The 23,376-nt window shown below is 53.9% G+C and carries 25 protein-coding genes; 7 read left to right on the plus strand and 18 right to left on the minus strand.

The features are described from left to right. Positions 1-31 precede the first annotated feature (31 nt). The 10 genes from nanK to zapE form a co-directional block, all read right to left on the minus strand. Complete coding sequence (gene nanK / locus MUU46_RS07440; RefSeq protein ID WP_258965218.1) at positions 32-898, minus strand: N-acetylmannosamine kinase; 867 nt, start codon at positions 896-898, stop codon at positions 32-34. Continuing rightward, complete coding sequence (locus MUU46_RS07445) at positions 898-1,584, minus strand: N-acetylmannosamine-6-phosphate 2-epimerase (RefSeq protein WP_258965219.1); 687 nt, start codon at positions 1,582-1,584, stop codon at positions 898-900. Before MUU46_RS07445 ends, nanK begins: the two co-directional genes overlap by 1 nt. A 1-nt stretch (position 1,585) precedes the next feature. Beyond that, positions 1,586-3,079 carry an MFS transporter gene (locus MUU46_RS07450; protein WP_258965220.1) on the minus strand — a complete coding sequence of 498 codons (1,494 nt, stop codon included), beginning with the start codon at positions 3,077-3,079 and terminating at the stop codon, positions 1,586-1,588. A 71-nt stretch (positions 3,080-3,150) separates the two neighbouring features. After that, positions 3,151-4,053 carry an N-acetylneuraminate lyase gene (gene nanA / locus MUU46_RS07455; protein WP_159760295.1) on the minus strand — a complete coding sequence of 301 codons (903 nt, stop codon included), beginning with the start codon at positions 4,051-4,053 and terminating at the stop codon, positions 3,151-3,153. Between the two features lie 136 nt (positions 4,054-4,189). Next, positions 4,190-4,978, minus strand: coding sequence for a transcriptional regulator NanR (gene nanR, locus MUU46_RS07460; protein ID WP_159760377.1), 789 nt, complete (start codon positions 4,976-4,978; stop codon positions 4,190-4,192). 115 nt (positions 4,979-5,093) lie between these two features. Beyond that, positions 5,094-5,588 (minus strand): ClpXP protease specificity-enhancing factor, encoded by a 495-nt coding sequence (gene sspB, locus MUU46_RS07465; RefSeq protein ID WP_258965221.1) that lies wholly within the window; start codon positions 5,586-5,588, stop codon positions 5,094-5,096. Between the two features lie 4 nt (positions 5,589-5,592). Further along, positions 5,593-6,231, minus strand: coding sequence for a stringent starvation protein SspA (gene sspA / locus MUU46_RS07470; RefSeq protein ID WP_125352499.1), 639 nt, complete (start codon positions 6,229-6,231; stop codon positions 5,593-5,595). A gap of 321 nt (positions 6,232-6,552) precedes the next feature. Continuing rightward, positions 6,553-6,945 carry a 30S ribosomal protein S9 gene (gene rpsI / locus MUU46_RS07475; protein ID WP_110510651.1) on the minus strand — a complete coding sequence of 131 codons (393 nt, stop codon included), beginning with the start codon at positions 6,943-6,945 and terminating at the stop codon, positions 6,553-6,555. A gap of 14 nt (positions 6,946-6,959) precedes the next feature. Beyond that, entirely contained in the window at positions 6,960-7,388 is a 429-nt protein-coding gene (rplM, locus tag MUU46_RS07480; protein WP_110510601.1) for a 50S ribosomal protein L13, read from the minus strand. Between the two features lie 217 nt (positions 7,389-7,605). Then, positions 7,606-8,736 carry a cell division protein ZapE gene (gene zapE / locus MUU46_RS07485; RefSeq protein ID WP_159760299.1) on the minus strand — a complete coding sequence of 377 codons (1,131 nt, stop codon included), beginning with the start codon at positions 8,734-8,736 and terminating at the stop codon, positions 7,606-7,608. Between the two features lie 190 nt (positions 8,737-8,926). Between zapE and zapG the strand changes: the two genes are divergently transcribed. The 3 genes from zapG to degS all read left to right on the plus strand — a co-directional run bounded on the left by zapG (position 8,927) and on the right by degS (position 12,012). Then, complete coding sequence (gene zapG, locus MUU46_RS07490; protein ID WP_159760301.1) at positions 8,927-9,325, plus strand: Z-ring associated protein ZapG; 399 nt, start codon at positions 8,927-8,929, stop codon at positions 9,323-9,325. A 163-nt stretch (positions 9,326-9,488) separates the two neighbouring features. After that, positions 9,489-10,862: a serine endoprotease DegQ gene (gene degQ, locus MUU46_RS07495; RefSeq protein WP_258965222.1), complete on the plus strand. Its 1,374-nt coding sequence runs from the start codon at positions 9,489-9,491 to the stop codon at positions 10,860-10,862. Positions 10,863-10,950: 88 nt separating this feature from the next. Further along, complete coding sequence (gene degS, locus MUU46_RS07500; protein WP_159760305.1) at positions 10,951-12,012, plus strand: outer membrane-stress sensor serine endopeptidase DegS; 1,062 nt, start codon at positions 10,951-10,953, stop codon at positions 12,010-12,012. A 53-nt stretch (positions 12,013-12,065) separates the two neighbouring features. Here the strand turns inward: degS and mdh are convergent, their stop codons facing one another. Then, positions 12,066-13,001, minus strand: coding sequence for a malate dehydrogenase (mdh, locus tag MUU46_RS07505; RefSeq protein ID WP_258965223.1), 936 nt, complete (start codon positions 12,999-13,001; stop codon positions 12,066-12,068). Between the two features lie 415 nt (positions 13,002-13,416). On the opposite strand from mdh, the gene argR reads away from it, so the two are divergent. From argR to yhcN (MUU46_RS07520), 3 genes are all read left to right on the plus strand, one after another. Further along, entirely contained in the window at positions 13,417-13,887 is a 471-nt protein-coding gene (gene argR, locus MUU46_RS07510; protein ID WP_159760309.1) for a transcriptional regulator ArgR, read from the plus strand. 378 nt (positions 13,888-14,265) lie between these two features. Then, positions 14,266-14,529 (plus strand): peroxide/acid stress response protein YhcN, encoded by a 264-nt coding sequence (yhcN, locus tag MUU46_RS07515; RefSeq protein ID WP_159760311.1) that lies wholly within the window; start codon positions 14,266-14,268, stop codon positions 14,527-14,529. Positions 14,530-14,638: 109 nt separating this feature from the next. Beyond that, the gene (gene yhcN / locus MUU46_RS07520) at positions 14,639-14,905 is read left to right on the plus strand and encodes a peroxide/acid stress response protein YhcN (RefSeq protein ID WP_258965224.1); all 267 of its coding nucleotides are present in this window, start codon (positions 14,639-14,641) and stop codon (positions 14,903-14,905) included. A 49-nt stretch (positions 14,906-14,954) separates the two neighbouring features. Here yhcN (MUU46_RS07520) and MUU46_RS07525 read toward each other — a convergent pair whose 3' ends face one another. The 5 genes from MUU46_RS07525 to aaeX all read right to left on the minus strand — a co-directional run bounded on the left by MUU46_RS07525 (position 14,955) and on the right by aaeX (position 19,937). Beyond that, positions 14,955-15,230 carry a barstar family protein gene (locus tag MUU46_RS07525; protein WP_258965225.1) on the minus strand — a complete coding sequence of 92 codons (276 nt, stop codon included), beginning with the start codon at positions 15,228-15,230 and terminating at the stop codon, positions 14,955-14,957. A gap of 52 nt (positions 15,231-15,282) precedes the next feature. Further along, on the minus strand, positions 15,283-16,737 hold the full coding sequence (locus MUU46_RS07530; protein WP_258965226.1) for an NAD-dependent succinate-semialdehyde dehydrogenase: 1,455 nt from the start codon (positions 16,735-16,737) through the stop codon (positions 15,283-15,285). Between the two features lie 83 nt (positions 16,738-16,820). Next, a complete protein-coding gene (gene aaeB / locus MUU46_RS07535; RefSeq protein ID WP_159760319.1) occupies positions 16,821-18,788 on the minus strand; it encodes a p-hydroxybenzoic acid efflux pump subunit AaeB in 1,968 nt (655 codons plus the stop codon). Between the two features lie 5 nt (positions 18,789-18,793). After that, on the minus strand, positions 18,794-19,726 hold the full coding sequence (gene aaeA / locus MUU46_RS07540; protein ID WP_159760321.1) for a p-hydroxybenzoic acid efflux pump subunit AaeA: 933 nt from the start codon (positions 19,724-19,726) through the stop codon (positions 18,794-18,796). 7 nt (positions 19,727-19,733) lie between these two features. Further along, positions 19,734-19,937, minus strand: a complete 204-nt coding sequence (aaeX, locus tag MUU46_RS07545) for a p-hydroxybenzoic acid efflux pump operon protein AaeX (RefSeq protein WP_258965227.1) — start codon at positions 19,935-19,937, stop codon at positions 19,734-19,736. Between the two features lie 130 nt (positions 19,938-20,067). On the opposite strand from aaeX, the gene aaeR reads away from it, so the two are divergent. Further along, positions 20,068-20,994: an HTH-type transcriptional activator AaeR gene (gene aaeR, locus MUU46_RS07550; protein ID WP_159760324.1), complete on the plus strand. Its 927-nt coding sequence runs from the start codon at positions 20,068-20,070 to the stop codon at positions 20,992-20,994. Here the strand turns inward: aaeR and fucR are convergent. Then, positions 20,991-21,710 carry an L-fucose operon activator gene (gene fucR / locus MUU46_RS07555; protein ID WP_159760326.1) on the minus strand — a complete coding sequence of 240 codons (720 nt, stop codon included), beginning with the start codon at positions 21,708-21,710 and terminating at the stop codon, positions 20,991-20,993. The two genes, aaeR and fucR, sit on opposite strands and share 4 nt — an antisense overlap. A 135-nt stretch (positions 21,711-21,845) precedes the next feature. Further along, positions 21,846-23,291: a metalloprotease TldD gene (tldD, locus tag MUU46_RS07560; protein WP_159760379.1), complete on the minus strand. Its 1,446-nt coding sequence runs from the start codon at positions 23,289-23,291 to the stop codon at positions 21,846-21,848. Between the last annotated feature and the right edge of the window lie 85 nt (positions 23,292-23,376).

Below are 23,376 nucleotides of genomic sequence, written 5' to 3' on the forward strand. Positions count from 1 at the left end.
AAGCCCGGAGAGCGCAAGCTTCCGGGTTTTTTTATGACTGTGCTAGCATCGCTGCACCCAGCAATCCGGCATCATGCCGGTAATGTGCGGCTTGCAGCTTTACCTGATATACCGACGGTTCTTGTGAAAGGTAGTCAGCAACCAGCGCTAAGTAGCCGTCCGCCAGGCCGACGCTACCGCCCATCACGACACGCTGACAATCGGTCACAGCTTTGACATCGGCAATCAGCCTCGCCAGCACCTGAGCGGAGCGGTGCATCAGGCTCTGCGCTTGTGCATCTCCTTCACGTGCTTTGGCAAATATCGCTTTTGCATCCAGTCCGGCCAGATGGCCTTGCGCCGCGGCGGCAATTCCACGCCCGGAGGCGATTGCCTCCACGCAGCCGATACGCCCGCAGCCACAGCGCGGTCCGTTAGGATCCGCCAGCGTGTGACCCAGATGTCCGGCCAGACCACCGCTGCCCATCAATAGCTTTCCACGGCTGACGATCCCGCCGCCAACGCCGGTCGATACGGTGATAAACGCCATCTCGTCAATAGATTCATCCAGTGCCTGAAATTCGGCCCAGGCCGCAGCCTGCGCATCATTCAGCACCAGACAAGGTAAACCGGTGATACGCGAAACCGTCTCCTGTAAGGGAAAATGCAACAGTCCACCGAGATTCGCCGGATTGATGGCCGTTAAAATCCCCTGGTGAATGATTCCCGTGGAAGCGACCGCCACACATTTCGCCCGCTGCGCCAATGAGGAAAGCAACGTTTCCAGGCTCGCGGTAAGCGCCTGAGACGTTTTGCTGGCAGGCGTGGGGCATTCGTAACGTTCCACTATCTGAAAGTCGTCATCGATGAGCGCCGCTGCCAGTTTGGTGCCGCCAATATCCACCGCCAGCAGCATCATTACTGCGCCTCTATTAACGCATCACGGTACCACTGGCAGATGTGCTCCAGCCGGGTAATGGCTGAGCCTACTGTTACGGCCCACGCACCGTGCTGCATCGCTTGGGCGGCTAGCGCGGGTGAGTTATAGCGTCCTTCAGCGATAACCCGACAGCCCGCTTTAGCGAGCGCACTCACCAGGGCCAGATCCGGTTCATCCGGCACCGGGCCACCGAGGTAGCCTGATAACGTCGAGCCGATAATCTCTGCACCTTCACGATGGCATTTCATCCCGTCTTCCAGCGATGAACAATCTGCCATTGCCAGTAAATTGTGATGGTGGATCCTCGCCAGGATCGCGCTAACCTCCACGGGCCGGACGCGATCCGTTCCGTCGAAAGCAATGATGCTGGCCCCAGCCTCAGCCAGCGCGTCGACATCCTCAATAAATGGCGTGATCCGCACCGGCGAATCAGAAAGGTCGCGTTTAATGATACCTATGATTGGGATTGTCACTCGCGAATGCGTGGCGCGCAGGTTGTCGACGCCTTCGATACGCAGTGCCACGGCACCCGCCTGTTCTGCCGCCAGCGCCATGGCAGCGACAATCTCTGGCTTATCCATTGGGCTTCCCGGCACCGGCTGGCAAGAGACAATCAGCCCGCCGTTGTTACCGATCGTGGACTCAATTTGTGCAAGTAACGACATCCTAATCTCCATGGTGTTTAATCAAACTGCTTTTACCGCCGCGCAAAAGCACTGCGCCGCTAAAAGGCTTGCCATCGATGGCATCATGAGTGCGTAGCGCTTCCGGACGGATCCAGCGCTGTACGCGCGTCGGCATATCCAGGCCAATCAACAAAATGACGACGAAGGTCAGGCCAAACGATAACGATCCCAGCGCGGTACCAAGATCCAGCTTCTGCGCGATCAGAGCGCCGATCACCGGGGCTATGGCCCCACCCATCGCACCGACGTTGTAGGTAAAGCCCAATCCGGCTGCACGTTGATCGGTATCGAAGTAGCCGCCGATCAGTTTCGGCAAGATCCCCGAGATCCCCTGGCCCAGCATCTGCTGGAAAAAGAGTAACAGGCCGAGCACCCACACGTTGGTGCCGCCGATCGCAAACACGGGAATTATCAGCACTTGTGAGGCCAGCAGACTACAAACATAGGCTTTACGGGTCCCAAGCCAGTCACCGAGAAAACCGCCGACGCAGCAGCCAACCGCCGCGCCAAATCCGCTAAAGAACAGGACGCGGGCCACGGTGGAATGATCGTAAGCCAATTCGGTTTTCAGGTAAGTTGGCAACAACGCCTGAATCGGCCAGGAATACAGAAATGCGAACAGCACCACCACCATGAGCGTCACACCGGTAGGCCAACGCTTACCGCTGCTCTGAACCATAAAGCTGATAAAAATGATGGCGCTGATTAAGCCCAGCAGCAGGATCATGCCCGCGTTTCGCAATTCACCGGAAAAACAGAACCACAGCGAAGTGGCCGCCACGGCGGTGAGAAAATAGTTGATGTAGCGGTGATCGCCGCGATACAGAATATCGACCATGGTGCGCACCGGCGCTTTTCCGGCGTGTTTCTGCTTCCAGTCTTCCGCTTCAGGAATGTTTTTGCGTAGCCATAGCGCGAACACAATCGGGAAAATACCGAGCAAAAACAGCGCACGCCAGCCCCACACCGGAACCACCAGACTGTAGACCTGCGCGGCAACCACTGCGCCCACCGAGAAGCCGGAGATCAAAAAGCCGCTGGCCTTGTTACGCATATGCTTTGGCCAGCTCTCAATCACGTAGGTGGCGCTTGAACCGTATTCTCCCGCCATGCCCATGCCGATAACCAGGCGGGCGATAAACAGTGTGGTGAAACCTGGGGCTAAACCACAGGCCAGCGTCCCGACCGAGAACAGGACGATACTGGTAACCATCGCCAGACGACGCCCGTAGCGATCGCCCATTGCGCCAAGCATCAGACCGCCAAACCAGCGCGAAATGAACGCAGCAGAGATCAGGCTCGCAGCCTGAACGGTCGTCAGGCCAAATTCGCTTTGCACTTCAGTGAGCACTAGCGCCATCAGTACAAAATCGAAGCCATCGAGCAGATAACCGAGCCAGGCGGCGGTAAACGCCCGCCACTGCGCCCTGTCGAGATGGCGGTACCACGGGATGTTTTGGGTAGTCATACTCATGTCACTCTCCCGCGTTGGGCTTCGCCCACGCTGTATTCATTGGGGTTTTCCCCGGCGAGCCGGGCAACCTGTCAGCGCTGCTGAGCCATCTCCTGCTGCAGCTGGCTGGCCAGCGCCTTCAGCGCAGGCAGGAATGTCTCATCCACCGGGGCAAACGGCTTGCGGCACAGCGGAACATCCACCACATCCATGTAGTGCAGTACCGTCTTCAGGCCACGGAAAACGCCGGTCTGAATAAGCAGATCGATAACCTTGTTGCATTCACTTTGCAGCTGCTGTGCCCGCGCCATGTCACCCGATTTCAGCGCGCTGACGATATTCTGGTAGCGCCAGCCCATGATATTGTACGTGCTGCCAATTCCACCATCGGCACCGGCTAACAGGCCGGAGGCGAAGATCTCATCGTAGCCGTTGTAGAGCACCAGACTCGGGTGCGCGCGGCGGATCTGCTCCATTTGAAACAGATCGCCAGAAGTTTGTTTCAGCGCACCTACGCCCGGCAGGGTCACTAGCGTATTTATCTGTTCGAGGCTTAACTTCACGCCGCTCAACGCAGGAATGTTGTAAACCACCATCGGCAGGCCGTCCGCTGAATCAATGATGGCGCGGTAATGATCGCAGTGCTCTTCGAAGCTGAACGGATAGTAAAACGGCGTGACCGCAGAGACGGCATCATAACCAGAGCGCTTCGCCGCCTGTGCCAGCTGCTGACTTTCTACAGTACTGACGCAACCTACGTGAGCAATCAGTTTGATCTGACCTTTCGCTTCGTCTGCCACAATCTCCAGCACCTGCTGACGTTCGGCCCCGGATTGCACAAACGCTTCTCCTGTGGATCCGCCCACATAGAGCCCATCGATCCCCTGTTGAATGTTAAAGCGCACCAGACGGCGCAGGCTTTGCTCATCCAACTGCTGCTGGCGAGTAAACGGGGTTAACAACGCGGCCATGACTCCACGTAAATTGGCTGACATACAAACCTCTCAGATAAGTGATGTAACATTAACGATATACCTTTATACCTGTTATACCAGCTCATTTATGCGTCAACCTAATACGGAAAGCTTATCTTGCGATCTGCTTCACTAAACGATCGTCAGGATCGGAGGGTTATTTTTTCGTTTTGCTCTGCCCTAAGGCGTGCCAGGTGGAGGAAACGCTGTTCAGATGGGTCTGAAGTGCGCGATCGGCATCTTCGGGATCGCGGCGTCGAATCGCATCCACGATCGCAATGTGTTCCTGGTAGCTGACATTGTTGTGGTGATGCAGCTCGCTGTCTGCCACTTTCGGACGGGCGGCAATCAGCCAGTCCAGCAATGCAACGTGGATCGCCATGAAAATCGGGTTGCCGGGAATTTCGGCCAGCACGCGGTGAAAATCCACATCAGAGCGAATGAACAGCGTGTTGTCGTCGAGCGACTGGCTGTTAATTTCCAGCGCTTTTGCCAACCGTTCAACCTGCTCATCGCTGGCGTTTTCAGCCGCGTAGCGCACCAGGCTTGATTCAAAAAACAGGCGAAGTTGTTCGAAATGAGCGATGCCGCCAGGATGGGCGAGGAAATCTTTCGCCATGCCGGAAAGCTCGCTGATGATGGTATCCGCAGAAGGGCGTGACACTCGGGCGCGTTCGCCGTTGTTGATTTGCACCAGCCCTTTACGCTTGAGCGCCGCTAATGCCTCGCGCACCGAAGGACGGCCAACGTTGAAGAAGGTCATCAGCTCACGCTCAGAGGGCAGCTGCTCGCCTTCAGCAAACTCGCGACGGCGGATCATCTGTTCCAGCTCTTCTTCCACCATTTCCGACAGCTTTTTACGCGCCAGCGGACGACGGCCCAGGCTGCGACCAATGGTTTCTGAAGTCTCTTCTTCCTGAGGATCAAATGCGTTCATAGCGGTTATCGGGGCCAGGTGACAGTATGTGACATCGAGTCCATAGAGTAACACAGGATTTTCAGGCTGGCGAAAGTGGGACAGATAACAAAACAGGCCCCGAAGGACCTGTTGGATTATGGATTTACTTCACAACGCGAAGCGCCGGACGGCCACCGCGCGGAGGCGGCGTATCGTCTGGATCGTTGTCGTCATCGCTGTCTGGCTTGTCACCGTCGATAACCGACATCACCGTTTCGTTTTCCGCGCCGATGCCTGCGTCGTCGTTGACGTGAGTCACGTCTTCGTCGTACGCCGCTTCCGGTTCGAACATGGTACCTGCGCCGTTTTCACGCGCGTAGATAGCCAGCACTGCTGCCAGTGGCACTTCAACCTGACGCGGCACACCGCCGAAGCGCGCATTAAAGCTCACGTCGTCGTTTGAAAGCTCCAGATTACCCACCGCTCGCGGGGCAATATTCAAAACGATTTGCCCGTCGCGTGCGTATTCCATTGGAACACGCACTCCCGGTAACGTCACGTCCACCACCAGATGTGGCGTCAGCTGGTTATCCAGCAGCCATTCATAGAATGCCCGCAGCAGATAAGGACGACGTGGAGTCAGCTGTGACACTTCCATTCAATTAGCCTCGACCGAGACGCATTTCACGCTCGGGTTCAGTTAAGGAAGCGAGGAATGAATCACGTTCGAATACGCGAGTCATGTACGCTTTCATCTCTTTAGAACCTGCACCAACCAGCTCGATACCCATGACTGGCAAACGCCAGAGCAGCGGAGCCAGATAGCAATCGACCAGGCTGAACTCATCGCTCAGGAAATATGGCTTCTGAGTGAATACTGGCGCGATTGCCAGCAGTTCTTCACGCAGCTGCTTACGCGCGGCATCAGCCTGTGCTGCCGAACCGTTTTGGACGGTATGCAGAAGCGTATACCAGTCTTTCTCGATGCGTTGCATGTACAGACGGCTTTCACCGCGAGCAACCGGGTAAACCGGCATCAGCGGCGGATGAGGGAAACGCTCATCCAGATATTCCATAATGATGCGAGATTCCCAAAGGGTCAGCTCGCGATCTACCAGTGTCGGAACGCTTTGATTCGGGTTGAGGTCAATCAGATCCTGAGGTGGATTGTCCTTTTCCACGAGCTCAATTTCAAAACTGACACCCTTTTCAGCCAGCACAATGCGGACCTGATGGCTATAGATGTCAGTAGGACCAGAAAACAGCGTCATTACCGAACGTTTGTTGGCAGCGACAGCCATGAAAACCTCCAGGTATATTCAGAATTTTTTTACTGCTACCTGCCACGACATGTGACCGGCCAGTGGTAAAGCCCCGTAAGCGTCGAACGACATTCCTGTTCACAAACGAAACAAACAAAAAATGAACAATCGCCCGCATTTGGGCAGAAAATTGGATGATAGTTTACCAGATTTTGCAGACCTTGTGGTGAGGCGATTCTGGAAATGCTGAAAAAGGCTGAAAAGAGAGACAGGGATTGTGGATAACGCCCATTTTATCCATAAAAAAACCCGCCGAAGCGGGTTTTTTCGCCAATTGTTCTGCGCGAAGCAGAAAAACAATTAACGCTTGGAGAACTGAGGACGACGACGTGCTTTACGCAGGCCGACTTTCTTACGTTCAACTTTACGAGCATCACGAGTAACGAAGCCTGCTTTACGCAGTTCGCCACGCAGGGACTCGTCGTACTCCATCAGAGCGCGGGTGATACCGTGACGGATCGCACCAGCCTGACCAGAGATACCACCACCTTTAACAGTGATGTACAGATCCAGTTTCTCAACCATGTCGACCAGTTCCAGCGGCTGACGAACTACCATGCGGGCAGTTTCACGACCGAAGTACTGTTCCAGAGAACGTTGGTTGATAACGATTTTGCCGCTGCCCGGTTTGATAAACACGCGAGCTGCGGAACTTTTGCGGCGACCAGTGCCGTAGTATTGATTTTCAGCCATTGCCATAATCCCGATTAGATGTCCAGAACTTGCGGTTGCTGTGCCGCGTGGTTGTGCTCGTTACCCGCGTAAACTTTCAGTTTACGGTACATAGCACGACCCAGCGGGCCTTTTGGCAGCATGCCTTTAACCGCGATTTCAATTACACGCTCAGGACGGCGGGCAATCATCTCTTCAAAGGTCGCTTCTTTAATACCGCCGATGTGGCCGGTGTGATGGTAATACACCTTGTCTTCACGCTTGTTGCCGGTTACAGCAACTTTTTCTGCGTTCAGAACGATGATGTAGTCACCGGTATCCACGTGCGGAGTGTATTCCGCTTTGTGCTTACCGCGCAGGCGACGAGCCAGTTCGGAAGCCAGACGACCCAGAGTCTTACCGGTCGCGTCAACAACATACCAGTCGCGCTGTACGGTTTCTGGTTTAGCTGTAAAAGTTTTCATTAAAAGCTTACCCAATAAATAGTTACACGTTGGTGAACACCCAAACGTTTAAAAGTTGAGGTTCACACGACATTGTCCAGCAAACCTACCCCTTCGAATAGCCTATGCCGGCACGACAAAAGTTTTGGGAAAAAAACTTTAGTTGTAACGTGGGGTCGCAGGATTATAGAGAAGTCGACTTCAAAGGTCGACCCCTTTTTGTGATTAGAAACGGTTTTTAACCCGCCAGATGCTCACGCTTGAGGTACTCTTCACTTTGCATCTCCTGTAATCGAGAAAGGCAGCGCTGGAATTCAAACTTCAGACGCTCTCCTTTATAGATGTCATACAACGGCACCTGCGCGCTGACCACTAGCTTCACGTGACGTTCGTAAAATTCGTCCACTAACGCAATAAAACGACGCGCTTCGCTTTCCATCAGTGCCGTCATCACCGGCACGTCAAACATCATGACCGTGTGGAACAGACGCGAAAGCGCGATGTAATCATGCTGGCTACGGGCATTCACGCACAGCGTCGCAAACGAAACCGCCAGGGTCTGATTCTCTGCGCCAAGCGTCGGCAGCGGACGATGGTTGATTTCCAGCACCGGCATCTGCTCACGCTTCACACCGGCCAGCGCCAGCCACAGTTTGTCCATTTGTTGGCGGGTATCGTCATTCAGCGGCGACAGCCACAGATGAGCCTGAGTCAGCGTACGCAGGCGGTAATCAATACCGGCGTCGACGTTCATGATGTCGCAGTGTTCTTTAATAGCCTCGATGGCCGGTAGGAAACGCGCACGCTGCAAGCCGTTGCGGTACAGGTCATCAGGCGGGATGTTAGACGTGGCCACCAGCGTAATTCCGCGGGCGAATAGCGCTTTCATCAGGCCGCCGAGCAGCATCGCATCGGTAATGTCTGAAACGAAGAACTCGTCAAAGCACAGCACGTCGGTTTCGGATTTAAAGCGGTCCGCGACGATTTCCAGCGGATCGCTTTGGCCCTGCAACGCCATCAATTCTTCATGCACTCGCAGCATAAAGCGATGGAAATGCAGGCGCTGTTTCCGTTCACCCGGCAGGCTTTGATAGAACATGTCCATCAGCCAGGTTTTGCCTCGCCCCACGCCGCCCCACATATATAAGCCGCGAACCGGCGCGTTTGTCGTCGATTCACGCTTGCCCAGCAGTTTGCCAAACTTGGCTCGTAGGCCACTACTGGCGGGAGCCGCTGTCGCCGGAAGGTGAATCAGTTCCTGATAGATAGTGTCCAGCCGGGAGACGGCCTCACGCTGAACGTCATCGGGCTGATGACTGCCCTCGTTAAGGGCCTGAAGATATCGCGATGTGGGGGTCATGCTTTGCATAAGTTATTGTTATTTCCTGAAAAGCAACGTGCAGCAGTTCACGGTTGTCGAAAAAAAGGCCGTTCTACAGTACGCGATGACACGCCAGGATTCCACTTCTAAGGAAATAGCGGTTATAGTGGCAATATCGGGCGCGGGCGAGCAGCCTTTTTGCCACCCTAACGGAACCACAAAACAACGGGAGAAGTTCATGACCTGGGAATATGCGCTAATTGGTTTAGTCGTCGGTCTCATCATTGGCGCCGTCGCTATGCGATTTGGGAACCGCAAATTACGTCAACAGCAGGCCCTGCAGTACGAACTGGAAAAAAATAAAGCAGAGCTGGACGAGTATCGTGAAGAACTGGTTAGCCACTTTGCTCGCAGCGCTGAGCTGCTCGACAATATGGCGCATGACTATCGTCAGCTCTATCAGCACATGGCGAAGAGCTCCAGCAGCCTGCTGCCGGAAATGAGCGCTGAAGATAATCCGTTCCGCAGTCGTCTGGCTGAATCTGAAGCCAGCAACGATCAGGCGCCGGTTCAGATGCCACGCGACTATTCTGACGGTGCTTCTGGCCTGCTTCGCAGCGCGGCTAAACGCGATTAATCCTCTTTATTTACGGGCGCAGCCACTGCGCCCGTCACTTCCTGCCTTACCCAGCTATTATTTAATCATTCACCTCATTGTTAGACGTTCGAAAATTCAATAACATCGAACGGTTTAAGGGCGTATTTCCCTCACATTCCTCAGGTTATGAGAGCCAGCATCAATGAAGAATAAAACCTTATTATTAAGTGCGTTAGCGTTAAGTGTTGGGTTATCTCTTGGCGTCGCAGCGCCGGTGTCGGCTTCTCTACCTGCTCAGATCCCAGGCCAGGCTCAGATACCGAGCCTTGCGCCGATGCTGGAAAAAGTGCTGCCTGCTGTGGTGAGTGTTCAGGTAGAAGGCACCGCCGCCCCAAGTGGACGCGGGCAGGTTCCGGAAGAGCTGAAAAAATATTTAGGTGAAGATGCGCCGAATGAACAGCCGCAGCCGTTTGAAGGGCTCGGCTCGGGCGTCATCATTGATGCTGCGAAGGGTTATGTCCTGACCAACAATCACGTCATCAGCCAGGCGCAGAAAATCAGTGTGCAATTGAACGACGGTCGCGAGTTTGACGCCAAACTGGTGGGCAGCGACGAGCAAAGCGATATCGCACTGCTGCAATTGCAAAAGGCCGATCATCTGACCCAAATCGCGATTGCCGACTCCGATAAACTGCGCGTCGGTGATTTTGCCGTCGCCGTCGGCAACCCGTTCGGCCTCGGACAAACCGCGACGTCAGGCATCATTTCAGCCCTCGGACGCAGTGGCCTGAATCTCGAAGGTCTGGAAAACTTTATCCAGACCGACGCCTCTATTAACCGCGGTAACTCAGGCGGCGCGCTGTTGAATCTCAACGGTGAATTGGTCGGGATCAACACCGCCATTCTTGCTCCGAGCGGCGGCAGCATCGGGATTGGCTTTGCCATTCCAAGCAACATGGCGATTACGCTCGCCAAACAGCTGATTCAGTTTGGCGAAATCAAACGTGGCCTGCTCGGTATTAAAGGCATGGAGATGACCGCTGACATCGCCAAAGCATTTAATCTGGATATTCAACGCGGGGCATTTATCAGCGAAGTGCTGCCTGGCTCTGGCTCTGCAAAAGCAGGCATTAAAGCAGGCGACATTATTGTTAGCCTGAATGACAAACCGCTTAGCAGCTTCGCCGAACTGCGCTCGCGTATCGCCACCACAGAACCTGGCACCAAGGTCAAACTCGGCGTGCTGCGTGAAGGCAAACCGCTGAGCGTAGAAGTGACGCTGGATAAAAGCACTTCGGCGACCGCCAGCGCGGAACTTATTACCCCTGCCCTGCAAGGCGCGTCGCTAAGCGACGGCCAGATGAAGGATGGTACCAAAGGCATCATGCTCGATGACGTTGATAAAGGCAGCGCAGCCGCAATGGTAGGGCTGCATAAAGGTGACGTGATTATCGGCATCAACCGTCAGCGCGTGCAGTCCATTGCCGAGATGCGTAAGGTGCTGGAAACCAAGCCGGCCATCATTGCGTTGAACGTCATGCGAAATAATGAAAGTATTTATCTGCTGTTGCATTAAGCGAAAACGCTGCGGACATCGCCTGCGTGTGATGTCCGCATAACTCGTGATATGCTTCGCCTGTTTCCTTACCTGTGATAATCGCACCATGCTTGCAAAGCTCTTACGCTCAGTCGCAATCGGATGTATCGTCAGTGGCCTTCTGCTGGCCGTTATGCCGTCATTGCGGCAATTTAACCCGCTAACATCAGCGCCTTATGACAGTGCTGATGAATCGCCTGTCAGCTATAACCAGGCGGTAAAACGCGCTGCACCTGCGGTGGTGAACGTCTACAACCGCGCACTGAACAACAATTCCAGCCATAACATGCTGACGCTAGGATCCGGGGTCATCATGGACCAGCGTGGGTACATCATTACCAACAAGCACGTGATTAACGATGCCGACCAAATCATCGTCGCACTACAGGATGGTCGCGTATTTGAAGCGCTGATCGTCGGCTCCGATAGCCTGACCGATCTCGCAGTATTGAAAATCAACGCTAACGGCGGGCTGCCGGTTATCCCTATCAACCCTAAACGCCCTCCGCACATTGGCGATGTGGTCCTGGCGATTGGTAATCCTTACAACCTGGGGCAAACCATCACACAAGGGATAATCAGCGCCACCGGTCGTATCGGCCTCAATCCATCAGGCCGCCAGAATTTCCTGCAAACGGACGCCTCGATCAACCACGGTAACTCCGGCGGTGCGCTGGTGAACTCGCTCGGTGAACTGATGGGGATTAACACCCTTTCCTTTGATAAAAGTAATGATGGCGAAACGCCGGAAGGCATTGGTTTCGCCATCCCGTTCCAGCTGGCGACCAAAATTATGGATAAGTTGATCCGAGATGGGCGGGTGATTCGTGGCTACATCGGCATTAGCGGCCGTGAAATTGCTCCGCTGCATGCGCAGGGCGGCCCGATGGACCAGATTCAGGGAATCGTGGTCAATGAAGTGGCGTCGGGTGGCCCGGCGGCGGAAGCCGGTATTCAGGTCAACGACGTCATTGTCTCCGTGAACAATAAGCCTGCGGTCTCGGCACTGGAAACCATGGACCAGGTAGCGGAAATTCGCCCAGGTTCAGTTATCCCGGTAGTGGTGATGCGTGATGATAAAAAGCAGTCGCTTGATGTCACCATTCAGGAATACCCCGCCACCAACTGACAGGCATAAAAAAACCGGAGCGATGGCTCCGGTTTTTCATTCTGGTGTCAGGATTATTTGACGAACTCTTCACCCAGAACGATATCTTTCTTCAGCGTGTCCAGCATGCCTTCCAGCGATTGCTGCTCCCAGGCGCTCAGTTTGCCGATAGACTGGCGCTCTTCCACACCGTTTTTACCCAGCAGCAGCGGTTGAGAGAAGAAACGCGCATATTGGCCATCGCCTTCAACGTAGGCGCATTCCACCACACCTTTTTCGCCTTGCAGTGCACGCACCAGAGACAGACCGAAACGTGCCGCAGCCTGGCCCATAGACAGCGTTGCAGACCCGCCACCGGCTTTCGCCTCCACCACTTCGGTACCCGCATTCTGAATGCGCTTGGTCAGGTCAGCCGCTTCCTGCTCGGAGAAGCTCACGCCAGGAATTTGAGACAGCAACGGGAGAATGGTCACGCCTGAGTGCCCGCCAATCACCGGCACTTCGATGTCATTCGGCTGCTTGCCTTTCAGTTCCGCCACGAAAGTATTTGAGCGGATGATGTCCAGCGTGGTGACGCCGAACAGTTTGTTTTTGTCGTACACGCCCGCTTTCTTTAACACTTCAGCGGCAATCGCCACTGTGGTGTTAACCGGGTTAGTGATGATGCCAATGCAGGCTTTAGGGCAGGTTTTTGCCACCTGCTGCACCAGATTCTTCACGATGCCAGCGTTGACGTTGAACAGATCGGAGCGATCCATCCCCGGCTTACGTGCGACGCCAGCAGAAATCAGCACCACATCAGCGCCTTCCAGTGCTGGGGTTGCGTCTTCGCCGGAGAAGCCTTTGATTTTCACCGCGGTTGGGATATGACTGAGATCCACTGCCACGCCAGGGGTTACCGGCGCGATATCATACAGGGAGAGTTCTGAGCCTGAAGGCAGTTGGGTCTTAAGTAGTAGGGCAAGCGCCTGGCCAATACCGCCAGCTGCACCGAGGACTGCGACTTTCATCCTAAACTCCTTATTATGGTTAGTTTCATCTACCGAAACTCCGTTGCGGCAACCTTAATTCACAAGGTAAATAATGACAACAAACGTCATTGAAGAATGCGGCATTCCCCGCAGCATTGCGGTGTCATTGCTCACTTTACCGCCTGTGACAAGAGAACCGCGACGGCGTAACCAGTCGACTGTTGGTTACAATACACCCAGCCAGACAATCAAAACAACATCATTTTTATAACATTTTATTTACTTTTGGCGTTATTTTCGACACGTGACGAAAGCATGTTTCTTGATAACGATTTTTGATAAAATCCTTCCCTTTCATAACATTATTTCAGCCTTATTCACGGCAGATCATTTGCATAAAAATTCATCCATATGCATAATAATGTTGTTTTTACCGCCATGATACGGGTGACTTATGCGAAGCTCCGCTAAGCAAGACGAATTAATCAAAGCGTTTAAATCGCTACTAAAAGAAGAAAAGTTCAGCTCTCAAGGTGAGATTGTTCAGGCATTACAGGAGGAGGGCTTCGAAAATATCAATCAGTCCAAAGTCTCCCGTATGCTGACTAAGTTTGGCGCGGTACGTACCCGCAATGCCAAAATGGAAATGGTTTATTGCCTGCCAGCAGAACTGGGCGTGCCGACCACATCCAGCCCGCTGAAAAACCTGGTGCTGGATATCGACTACAACGATTCGGTGGTGGTCATTCATACCAGTCCCGGTGCCGCACAGCTGATTGCCCGCCTGCTCGACTCGCTGGGTAAAGCTGAAGGGATCCTCGGCAGCATTGCCGGTGACGACACCATCTTCACCACGCCAGCGCGTGGATTTACCGTTAAAGACCTGTACGAAGCCATTCTGGTGCTGTTCGAACAAGAGCTTTAATCGGCCTCTCTCCGGCATCTGACCGGAGAGCGTCTTATCCCCCTCACACATCTCCTGTCGCTACATAAAACCCCCTTTTATTTAACATTAAGTGCGTTTCACTGGCTAAATGTAATCAGCCAGTGAATGTTGTTATCAAAAGCGCACAAATTATCAATTCACTCTATCCATATGATTTTCTTAGTAAGAAAAGCTACTTCCCGACTCGATCTGACTTTTTTAATGCTTTTACGTTATAAAAATGACGGTTTTTGACACTTAATTACACACGAAACCATTAGCTTGGTATTAATTTCTTCGGCGATTAGTGTATAATTAATTTTGTGATGAGGGTCACGAAATAGAGGCCCTGCTAAAAAATTCGACGAGGTGAAAATTATGAAAATCAAAACCACTGTGAGTGCACTGACCATTCTTTCTGTTCTTTCTTTTGGCGCTTTCGCCGCTGATTCGATCAATGCGGATCAGGCAGCAAATCGCGAAGCTATCGGCACCGTTTCCGTCGGTGCAGTCGGTTCTTCCCCAATGGACATGCACGACATGCTGAATCAGAAAGCGCAGGAAAAAGGGGCATCCTCTTACCGCGTAATCGAAGCACGTAGCGGCGACCATTGGCACGCAACGGCTGAACTGTACAAATAAGTTTTATTGATAGTCGGTACGAAACAAACACGTCACAACGCGGCACCAGGCATAAAAAAAGCAGTTCAAACCTTCTCGCCGCGCAGTCTATGAATCAGGAGTAAAGATTATGAAAAGCGCAATGATTGTCGCAACACTGGGTCTGGCATCGGTTCTTTCCTTTAGCGCAGGCGCAGCAGTACATCAGATTAGTGCAGAGCAGGCTCAGGGCATGCAATCCATGGGTACTGTTTCGGTTTCACAGGTAGGCAGCGCCCCAATGGATATGCGTCATGAACTGGCAGCAAAAGCCGAGAAGGAAGGCGCCAGCAGCTACCGTATTATCGAAGCCCGTAGCGGCGACACCTGGCATGCCACTGCCGAGCTGTACAAATAAACCCTCGTCGTCTTAATTGACGACTTGCCCCCGCCTGTCGGGGGCTTTTTTATTGATGACGAACATTGAATCTCAGCATCCCTTCCAGCTCTTCCTCCGCCTCATCAAACAAAAGAATTAACGCCCCGTAGCGCCGACGCTGCTTCTCTTCCAGATGGACAAACTCAATTTCCAGCGGCAACGGCAGCAGACTGCCGGTGACCACTTCCCAGAGAGAATCCAAATCGCGAATAGCCGTACCGCTCAGTGCAAAAGTGCGGGTAAACTCACGATAGAAATCGTTCTGAGTACCTATTTCATCAAAATCAAAGGTATAGGTTTTCATGCATTCCCCGCCTCTTTCCTGGCCGGGCGACAATCGCCACCCGGGCTCCGGCTTACAATCCCCCCAGATGCAGGGTTTTCACTTCCAGAAACTCTTCCAGTCCCAGTACCGAACCTTCACGACCCAGCCCGGACTCTTTAACGCCGCCAAACGGCCCTAATTCTGTCGATACAGCGCATTCGTTAATCCCGATCATGCCGCTTTCCAGTGCTTGCGAGACGCGGAACACGCGCTGCAGATTTTGAGTATAGAAGTAAGCCGCCAGACCAAACGGAGTGTTATTCGCCCGCTGAATCACTTCCTCTTCGCTGGTGAATCTGAAGCAGGCAGCTACCGGCCCAAACGTCTCTTCCTGCGCAAGCTGCATATTGTCGCTGCAATCACCCAGTACCGTTGGCTGCCAGAAATTGCCGCCGAGCGCATGCAGTTTTCCCCCCGCCAGCACGCTGGCCCCTTTCGCGACCGCATCTTCCACGTGTTCGCGTACTTTTTTCACGGCAGCAGGTTCAATCATCGGCCCGACCACTACGCCCTCGTCCACGCCGTTTCCGACCTTAAGCGCATTCACCGCCTCGGTAAGCCTGTGGGTGAAATCGTTATAGATCTTTTCATGAATATAGAAGCGATTAACGCTGACGCAGACCTGCCCGGCGTTGCGGAATTTATTGGCTATCGCCCCTTTTACCGCCGCGTCGATATCCGCATCGTCAAAAACGATATAGGGCGCGTTACCGCCAAGTTCCATCGACACTTTTTTCATGGTTTCTGCGGCATTGCGCATCAACGTTTTACCAACCGCCGTTGAGCCGGTGAAGGAGATTTTACGCACCTCGTGGCTCGCCATAATCGCGTCGCTGATTTCCTGAGTCGTCCCGGCGACCGCGTTAAGCACGCCATCAGGCACGCCCGCTTTCTTCGCCAGCTGCAGCAACGCAAAGGCGCTGAGCGGCGTGTTATTCGCAGGTTTGATGACGCCGGTACAGCCCGCAGCCAGCGCCGGACCGAGTTTGCGGGTCAGCATCGCCATCGGGAAGTTCCACGGGGTAATAGCCGCCACAACGCCGATCGGTTCGCGGGAGGCCAGAATGCGTGAGCCCGGTTTGGCGGGAGGGATAATTTCGCCGTTGGCGCGTTTGCCTTGCTCAGCGAACCACTGAATGAAACTCGCCGCGTATTCAACTTCACCTTCGGCCTCTTTCAGCGGCTTGCCCTGCTCGGTGGTCATTAGTCTGCCGAGCCAGGTTTTGTTTTCGATGATCAGCTGATACCAGCGATACAATATTTCTGAGCGCTCTTTAGCGGTTTTCGCACGCCATAGCGGGAAGGCTTTGCTTGCCGCCGCGATGGCAGCTTCGGTTTCCTGCTTCCCGGCTTTCGCGACCCTGGCGATCGTTTCACCGGTTGCCGGGTTTACCACGTCGAAGGTGGTTTCAAGCGTTTTCCATATTCCGTCGACCAGATATCCAGTCTGAAAAAGTTCGTTATCTTGAAGTGTCTGCATGGTCATAGTTGTCCCCTGACGGTGATGTCCTGTGATAACAGTTAAGTATAGCCATAAAAAAACCGACGCTTTTGGCGTCGGTTTCTGGGTTAACTCACCGTGAGCGCATGCTGATATTTCCTCAGCATACCCACCAGTCGATTGACCGGTTCGGTGACCTGAGGCGACGCCTGCCAGATAACCAGTTTTTCCTGGTACACATCCAGTTCCTCCAGCAAGCGGTCAAAGTAACGGCGGCGCTTATCGTCGTTGCTGGCTGAAATGAGCTTATCCGCCGTACGACGCAGCTGGCGGTGGAACGCAGAGAGGTCGTCGTTAATCGGTACTGGCGCGTCGCGCAGGCGCTGGTGCGCAATAATCAGCGTCAAGGCCAGGCGGAATTTGGCGAGATCGCCCGGGTATTTGTTCAGGAGTAAAAACAGCTGCTGGTACAGGGCAGGCAGATGGTTCTCATTGCGGCGAGCGGTGTTGGTCGTCAAGGAGGAAACGGCGGCCGATACAAACTGATTCAGTAGCACGCGTCCGGTTCGAGCCTGGGAGTTATCACGCACCAGCAAGATAACCATCAACGCCAGGAAGCAGCCCACCAGCTGCCCGAGTGCGCTATCGAGGAACTGGCTGAAATGGAAAGTCATCGGGTTATCCAGCACCAGAATGTTGATGGTGGACGCCAGCGTACCGAGCGAGCCCAGCCGCCGTTTCTGCACTTCAATCCCAATAAAGAACGCCAGCACTGCGAGGCTGATACACAACAACAGCATACTTTGTTGGGTCGACGGCAGGACAACCAGGAAGTAAAACGCGCCAATCGGCAGCGCGGCAATGGTGCCGTACAGGAAGTCTATCCCCGCCATTTTAGGATTCGGCAGGCGCATTGCCAGCGAGGTCACCACGGCAATCATCACCATGGCACCGCTGCCGGATGTCCAGCCGGTCCACAGCCAGAACAACGTGCCGAGCGCACAGGAAAGCGTGGTACGCCAGAAATTGACCATCGCATGGTGGCGCTCCGCGGATTCCACCTTCACTACGACTTCGCCCTGCAAAATATCTTCTTCACGGGCGCTGATTTTTGCGTTACCCACGACGCCACGTTTAAGCAACTGATAACGCGTCGCGGCGCCAATCCAGCTGTATAAGGTAATCGGCGTGTCGTGCTCGCCGGTCCAGGAAAGAATGCGGCGCATGCGTTTGAGCTGCTTATGCACGTCCTGCACCGTTTCAACAGGCTGGTCGAACATTTCACGCCAGGCGGGCGTGATTAAATCTGGACGGAAATTTTGAATCAGATAGGTTTCACAAGCCTGAGTTATCAGCGTCAAAGAGAGCGTATTTAGCGCTTTCAGACGTCGATTGGCGCGCGCCCAGCGGGAAGATTCCATGTGCAGGTTACTGCGCATTCCTTCAAGCGCCTGTGTCCGGCGCACCAGTCCGCTCCAGGCGGCGTCAACTTCTTCGCTGTCACCGTGACGAATACAGAGCTGCATCAGCTGATATTGAGCAACCAATAATGCATCAAGTTCCCGATCGATCTCTTGTTTAATCGACCGTGGGGAAAACAGCAGATCGGCGACGATCGCACACACAATCCCGATCACAATCTCGCTGCAACGCTCGACGGCAAACTGCGGCGAAAGCAGCGGTTCGTTCTGAATGGTGATGATAATGATCAGCGCCGTGTAGCCCGCCAGGCCCCAGGCGTAGGAGTTCTCCACTTTCACCAGTGAAGACACCCAGGTACAGAAACCCGCCCACAAACAGCACACCATCACCATCACTAACGGGGCGCGGATCATGCCGATGATCATCACCAGTGCGGCGATACAGCCGATAAACGTTCCGCAAATACGGAGCATTCCACGGTAACGGATTGCTCCAGAATAAGGTTCGCCTCCGGCGGCAAACGCCGGTCCCGCCGCCACAATTGCGGCTGTCAGTACCGCCCAGCGCGGGGTTTCGAGCTGAAAGTGAAAGCCGATAAACAGGGCCAGCACAATCGCGCAGGCCAGTTTGATAGCAAAACGCAGGTGTTGATCGGCAATAGAGAAAATGCCCATAGCGATTAACCGAACTCACGCAGACGCATACCTAACTTCTGGAAGAAGGAGGCCTTCTGCGTATCTCTGTCTTTCGCGCCGGTGATGATAACCGTGGCAGTGGTGCCTGCTGGCCACAGGTTGCCCTGCTGCTGGTCGAGGCGAATACGCACTGGCACACGCTGTGCCAGTCGCACCCATTCAAGATTAGAATCGATGGTCGCCATTCCTTTTACATCGCTACTGCTGCTGGCGTTGGTCACACCTGCCGCAATGCTGTCGACGGTGCCCTTGATGACTTTGGTGCTGCCTAACGGGGTAATTTCCGCGCGATAGCCTGGACGCACGCCTTCCAGCTTCGTCTCCTCCATATAGGCCATCACGTAGAAGCTTTCTTTTTTCACCAGCGCCACGGCGGTCGAACCGCGCGTAATAAATTCACCGCTGTACACGTTCAGGTTGGTCACCCAACCATCGGCCGGGGCGCGAATGACAGTACGTTCGAGGTCAAGACGCGCCAAATCACGGGTGGCTTGCGCTTTCGCTAACTGATGTTGAACGGTTTGTAAGAGGTTGTTAGCCTGGTCAATCTCTTCGCGAGACATGGCCATGGTGCCTAACTGGTTACGGCGTCCGGCTTCACGACGTTTTTCTGACGCCAGCACCTGATAGTACGCCACATCGGCATCAGCTTCTTCGAGCGCTTTTTGGTAACGCGGCTGATCGATAGTAAACAGGACCTGATTTTTGCGAATCAGTTGGTTATCCTTCACATTCACATCCGTGATAAGCCCTGCAACGTCCGGCGCAATGGCCACAACATCAGCGCTGAAGCGTGCATCACGCGTCCACGGTGATTCGGTGTAATAAACCCATGCGTGGAAAATTGCGATAAATGCCAGCACCACCAAAATCAACGTGATGGCGGTACGAGAGATTTTTCTTGTTAGTGTTTTCACAGCGGCCTCAGACGAACAAACGCGATATCAGGTAGAACAAACAGCAATACAGCGCTGTATTAAAAAGCGCGGGATGCCAGACAAAGTCATAAATCCCAGTGGGGACCAGCATCCGACGCAACAGCCAGAAGATGGCCAGCGACAATAGCAGCTCGACGAAGATCGGCGGGAATGAGAGGCCGAAAATCACGATGACGGGAAACAGACTCATGTTGACCTTGATTAAGAGAGTGCAGGTAAGAGTAGTGAGTTTTACTTATTTAACTAACAGTATATTAACGTAACTTATATATCCCGATCTATATTATGTGATACAAATCACTTTTAAGTCAGAGTGAACAATGGAACGATTAAAACGCATGTCGGTTTTCGCCAAAGTCGTGGAACTGGGTTCCTTTACGGCTGCGGCGAGACAGCTCGAAATGAGCGTATCGTCGATAAGTCAGACCGTCTCAAAGCTGGAAAACGAACTGCAGGTAAAGCTGCTGAACCGCAGTACCCGCAGCATTGGTCTGACAGAAGCCGGGAAAATCTACTATCAGGGCTGTCGGCGAATGCTGCACGAAGTCCAGGACGTACACGAACAGCTTTATGCCTTTAACAACACGCCGATTGGGACACTGCGCGTGGGCTGTTCTTCAACTATGGCACAAAATGTCCTCGCCATGATCACCTCGGAGATGCTCAAAGAGTACCCGGAACTGTCGGTGAATCTGGTTACCGGTATTCCGGCTCCGGACCTCATTGCGGATGGTCTGGATCTGGTGATCCGCGTTGGTACATTGCAGGACTCTGGCCTTTTCTCCCGCCGTCTCGGCTCGATGCCAATGGTATTGTGCGCCGCCAAAAGTTATTTACAGCAGGCAGGCACGCCCGAAAAACCCGCAGATCTCGCCAGCCATTCCTGGCTGGAATATAGCATCCGTCCCTACAATGAATTTGAGCTGATCGCCCCGGAAGGCTTATCCATCAAGCTTACCCCGCAGGGGCGGTACGTCACCAACGATCCGATGACGCTGAACCGTTGGCTGACCGCCGGCGCCGGGATAGCTTTCGTGCCGCTGATGTGGGTGATCAATGAGATCAACCGTGGCGAACTCGAGATCTTGCTGCCGCGCTACCAATCCGATCCACGTCCGGTGTACGCCGTCTACACGGAAAAAGACAAACTGCCGCTGAAGGTGCAGGTGTGTATCAACTACCTGACCGATTATTTTGTCGATGTCACCAAGCGTTTCCAGGGCATCAAAGGCCGGGGAAAAAACTAAGGTACTTGCTCAGGCTCGGCGTCCGATATGAGATGCGTGACGTCGCTAAGGGGGCCAATCCGGACTTCGCTTGATCGGTTGAATTTACTTTTGTCCATCAGCAGCAAAGACTGCGAAGCTCTTTTGAGTAGTAGCGATTTAAAGCTGGCGTTGTGCCCGCTCGGGTCCCACATCACGCCACTGCGATCGACCCCTTCGCAGGAGAAAATAAACAGATCGATTTCCAGCATTTTCAGCTGCGAGATTAGCGCCGGATTCACGTAATAGCCGTACTGACGCTGGAGTTCTCCGCCAGAACTGATAAGCCGGATTTGCTCGCGTTTGCCGAGTTCCATACATACAGGATGACTGTTGGTAAACACCGTCAGCGGAATATCCGGCAACTGGCGCGCCAACACCCAACAGGTCGAACTGGCATCCAGAGCAATCGTCATACCCTCGTCTATCCAGGCCAGCGCGTGCCGGGCGATATCGGATTTGTGGGCATAGTGTCTTTTCAGTCGAGCGTGAAAAGGTGCTTCGTTATCCTGTTGATTACGACGAATCGCCCGCGCTCGCCCATGGCTGCGCTGAATGTATCCCTGCTGCTGGAGTTCACTTAAATCACGACGCACCGTTTCTTTGCTGACGCCGAGTATGGCGGCCAGTTCATCGGTGGTCAGGCTGTGGGATTGGGCAAGAAGTGTGACAATGTGCTGATGGCGAGCGACCTTCATCAGTGGTCTCCGTCATTGGAACAATAAATAAGGAAATCAATTTATTGATTTTCGGCTGCTAACTTAAAGAAGGAACAATCACACTTTTTCCTTCTTTAATCGCAACAGTATGCCCGCACGAGGCGGGCACAGAAATTATGCGGTGCCACCAACCGTCAAATTATCGACTTTCAGCGTTGGCTGGCCCACGCCAACCGGAAGGCTCTGCCCTTCTTTGCCGCAGACGCCAACGCCGTTATCCAACTTCAGGTCGTTACCCACCATCGAGATTTGCTGCATCGCTTCGATGCCGGAGCCAATCAGGGTCGCGCCTTTCACTGCCTTGGTCACTTTGCCTTTCTCGATCAGATACGCTTCTGAGGTCGAGAACACAAATTTACCGGAGGTGATATCCACCTGACCGCCGCCAAAGTTCGGCGCGTAAATCCCGTACTCGACAGACTCGATGATTTCCTGAGGAGTGGATTTGCCCGCCAGCATGTAAGTGTTGGTCATACGCGGCATCGGCAAATGCGCATACGATTCACGGCGACCGTTACCCGTTGGCTTCACGCCCATCAGACGCGCATTCAGTTTGTCCTGCATGTAGCCTTTCAGCACACCGTTCTCGATAAGCACGTTGTACTGGCCCGGCGTACCTTCATCATCGATAGACACGGAGCCACGACGGTCAGTCATGGTGCCGTCATCGACCACGGTGCATAGTTCGGACGCGACGAGTTGCCCCATTTGCCCGCTGAAAACAGACGTCCCGCGACGGTTGAAGTCGCCTTCCAGGCCGTGACCAACTGCTTCGTGCAACAGAACGCCCGGCCAGCCCGCTCCCAGAACCACCGGCATTGTGCCCGCTGGTGCTGCAACGGCATTGAGATTAATCATCGCCATACGAACCGCTTCACGGGCCCATGCGTCGGCACGGACTTCGCCATCGACATCGCCGAGGAAATAATCGTAGCCGAAACGACCGCCGCCACCGCTGGAACCGCGCTCGCGTTTACCGTCGTCTTCGACCAGCACGCTCACAGACAGACGCACCAGTGGGCGAACGTCCGCAGCAAGGGTGCCGTCAGTGGCCGCGACCAGAATCAGTTCGTACACGCCGGTCAGGCTGGCTGAGACTTCCTGCACACGTTTGTCTGCCGCACGCGCAGCTTTATCAACCCGGCGCAAAATGTCGAGCTTCTCTTCACGGCTCATGCTCTGCAACGGATCGAGGCTGGTATACAGCGGAGAATAATCTTTCGCACCAAGGGCATGGACTTTGCCGTCACCGGTATCACGCACGATAGTTCGAGCGGCCTGCGCGCTCTGTTGCAGCGCCAGGAGGCTAATCTGATCGGCATAGGCGAAGCCGGTTTTCTCGCCGCTGACGGCACGGACGCCAACGCCCTGATCGATATTGTACGACCCGTCTTTGATGATGCTGTCTTCTAACACCCAGGACTCGTGGTAGCTCGACTGGAAATAGAGATCGCCGTAGTCGAGGCGACGCTCGGCAAGTTGGCCAAGTATGGCAAAAAGGTCCTGATGGCTCAGGCCGTTCGCCGACAGCAGATGTTCACTTACCAGGTTCAGGCTCATCGTTTTGCTACTCATTGGTTGCCGCGAAGCTCGCGGAAATTCAGTTGTCTCTATTGAGAGTGAGGTAAATTGTAACGTCCGTCAA

Origin of the sequence: Scandinavium tedordense (assembly GCF_024764965.1) — a bacterium.
Classification (GTDB): Bacteria; Pseudomonadota; Gammaproteobacteria; order Enterobacterales; family Enterobacteriaceae; genus Scandinavium; species Scandinavium tedordense.

Coding starts and splice junctions, on each gene's coding strand:
- nanA (WP_159760295.1), bottom strand. CDS start 4,053: ATGTCAGCCAATTTACGTGGAGTCATGGCCGCGTTGTTAACCCCGTTT.
- degQ (WP_258965222.1), top strand. CDS start 9,489: ATGAAGAATAAAACCTTATTATTAAGTGCGTTAGCGTTAAGTGTTGGG.
- MUU46_RS07450 (WP_258965220.1), bottom strand. CDS start 3,079: ATGAGTATGACTACCCAAAACATCCCGTGGTACCGCCATCTCGACAGG.
- rpsI (WP_110510651.1), bottom strand. CDS start 6,945: ATGGCTGAAAATCAATACTACGGCACTGGTCGCCGCAAAAGTTCCGCA.
- sspB (WP_258965221.1), bottom strand. CDS start 5,588: ATGGAAGTGTCACAGCTGACTCCACGTCGTCCTTATCTGCTGCGGGCA.
- zapG (WP_159760301.1), top strand. CDS start 8,927: ATGACCTGGGAATATGCGCTAATTGGTTTAGTCGTCGGTCTCATCATT.
- degS (WP_159760305.1), top strand. CDS start 10,951: ATGCTTGCAAAGCTCTTACGCTCAGTCGCAATCGGATGTATCGTCAGT.
- fucR (WP_159760326.1), bottom strand. CDS start 21,710: ATGAAGGTCGCTCGCCATCAGCACATTGTCACACTTCTTGCCCAATCC.
- aaeX (WP_258965227.1), bottom strand. CDS start 19,937: ATGAGTCTGTTTCCCGTCATCGTGATTTTCGGCCTCTCATTCCCGCCG.
- mdh (WP_258965223.1), bottom strand. CDS start 13,001: ATGAAAGTCGCAGTCCTCGGTGCAGCTGGCGGTATTGGCCAGGCGCTT.
- tldD (WP_159760379.1), bottom strand. CDS start 23,291: ATGAGCCTGAACCTGGTAAGTGAACATCTGCTGTCGGCGAACGGCCTG.
- zapE (WP_159760299.1), bottom strand. CDS start 8,736: ATGCAAAGCATGACCCCCACATCGCGATATCTTCAGGCCCTTAACGAG.
- yhcN (WP_258965224.1), top strand. CDS start 14,639: ATGAAAAGCGCAATGATTGTCGCAACACTGGGTCTGGCATCGGTTCTT.
- yhcN (WP_159760311.1), top strand. CDS start 14,266: ATGAAAATCAAAACCACTGTGAGTGCACTGACCATTCTTTCTGTTCTT.
- MUU46_RS07525 (WP_258965225.1), bottom strand. CDS start 15,230: ATGAAAACCTATACCTTTGATTTTGATGAAATAGGTACTCAGAACGAT.
- aaeR (WP_159760324.1), top strand. CDS start 20,068: ATGGAACGATTAAAACGCATGTCGGTTTTCGCCAAAGTCGTGGAACTG.
- argR (WP_159760309.1), top strand. CDS start 13,417: ATGCGAAGCTCCGCTAAGCAAGACGAATTAATCAAAGCGTTTAAATCG.
- aaeB (WP_159760319.1), bottom strand. CDS start 18,788: ATGGGCATTTTCTCTATTGCCGATCAACACCTGCGTTTTGCTATCAAA.
- rplM (WP_110510601.1), bottom strand. CDS start 7,388: ATGAAAACTTTTACAGCTAAACCAGAAACCGTACAGCGCGACTGGTAT.
- nanK (WP_258965218.1), bottom strand. CDS start 898: ATGATGCTGCTGGCGGTGGATATTGGCGGCACCAAACTGGCAGCGGCG.
- MUU46_RS07530 (WP_258965226.1), bottom strand. CDS start 16,737: ATGACCATGCAGACACTTCAAGATAACGAACTTTTTCAGACTGGATAT.
- sspA (WP_125352499.1), bottom strand. CDS start 6,231: ATGGCTGTCGCTGCCAACAAACGTTCGGTAATGACGCTGTTTTCTGGT.
- MUU46_RS07445 (WP_258965219.1), bottom strand. CDS start 1,584: ATGTCGTTACTTGCACAAATTGAGTCCACGATCGGTAACAACGGCGGG.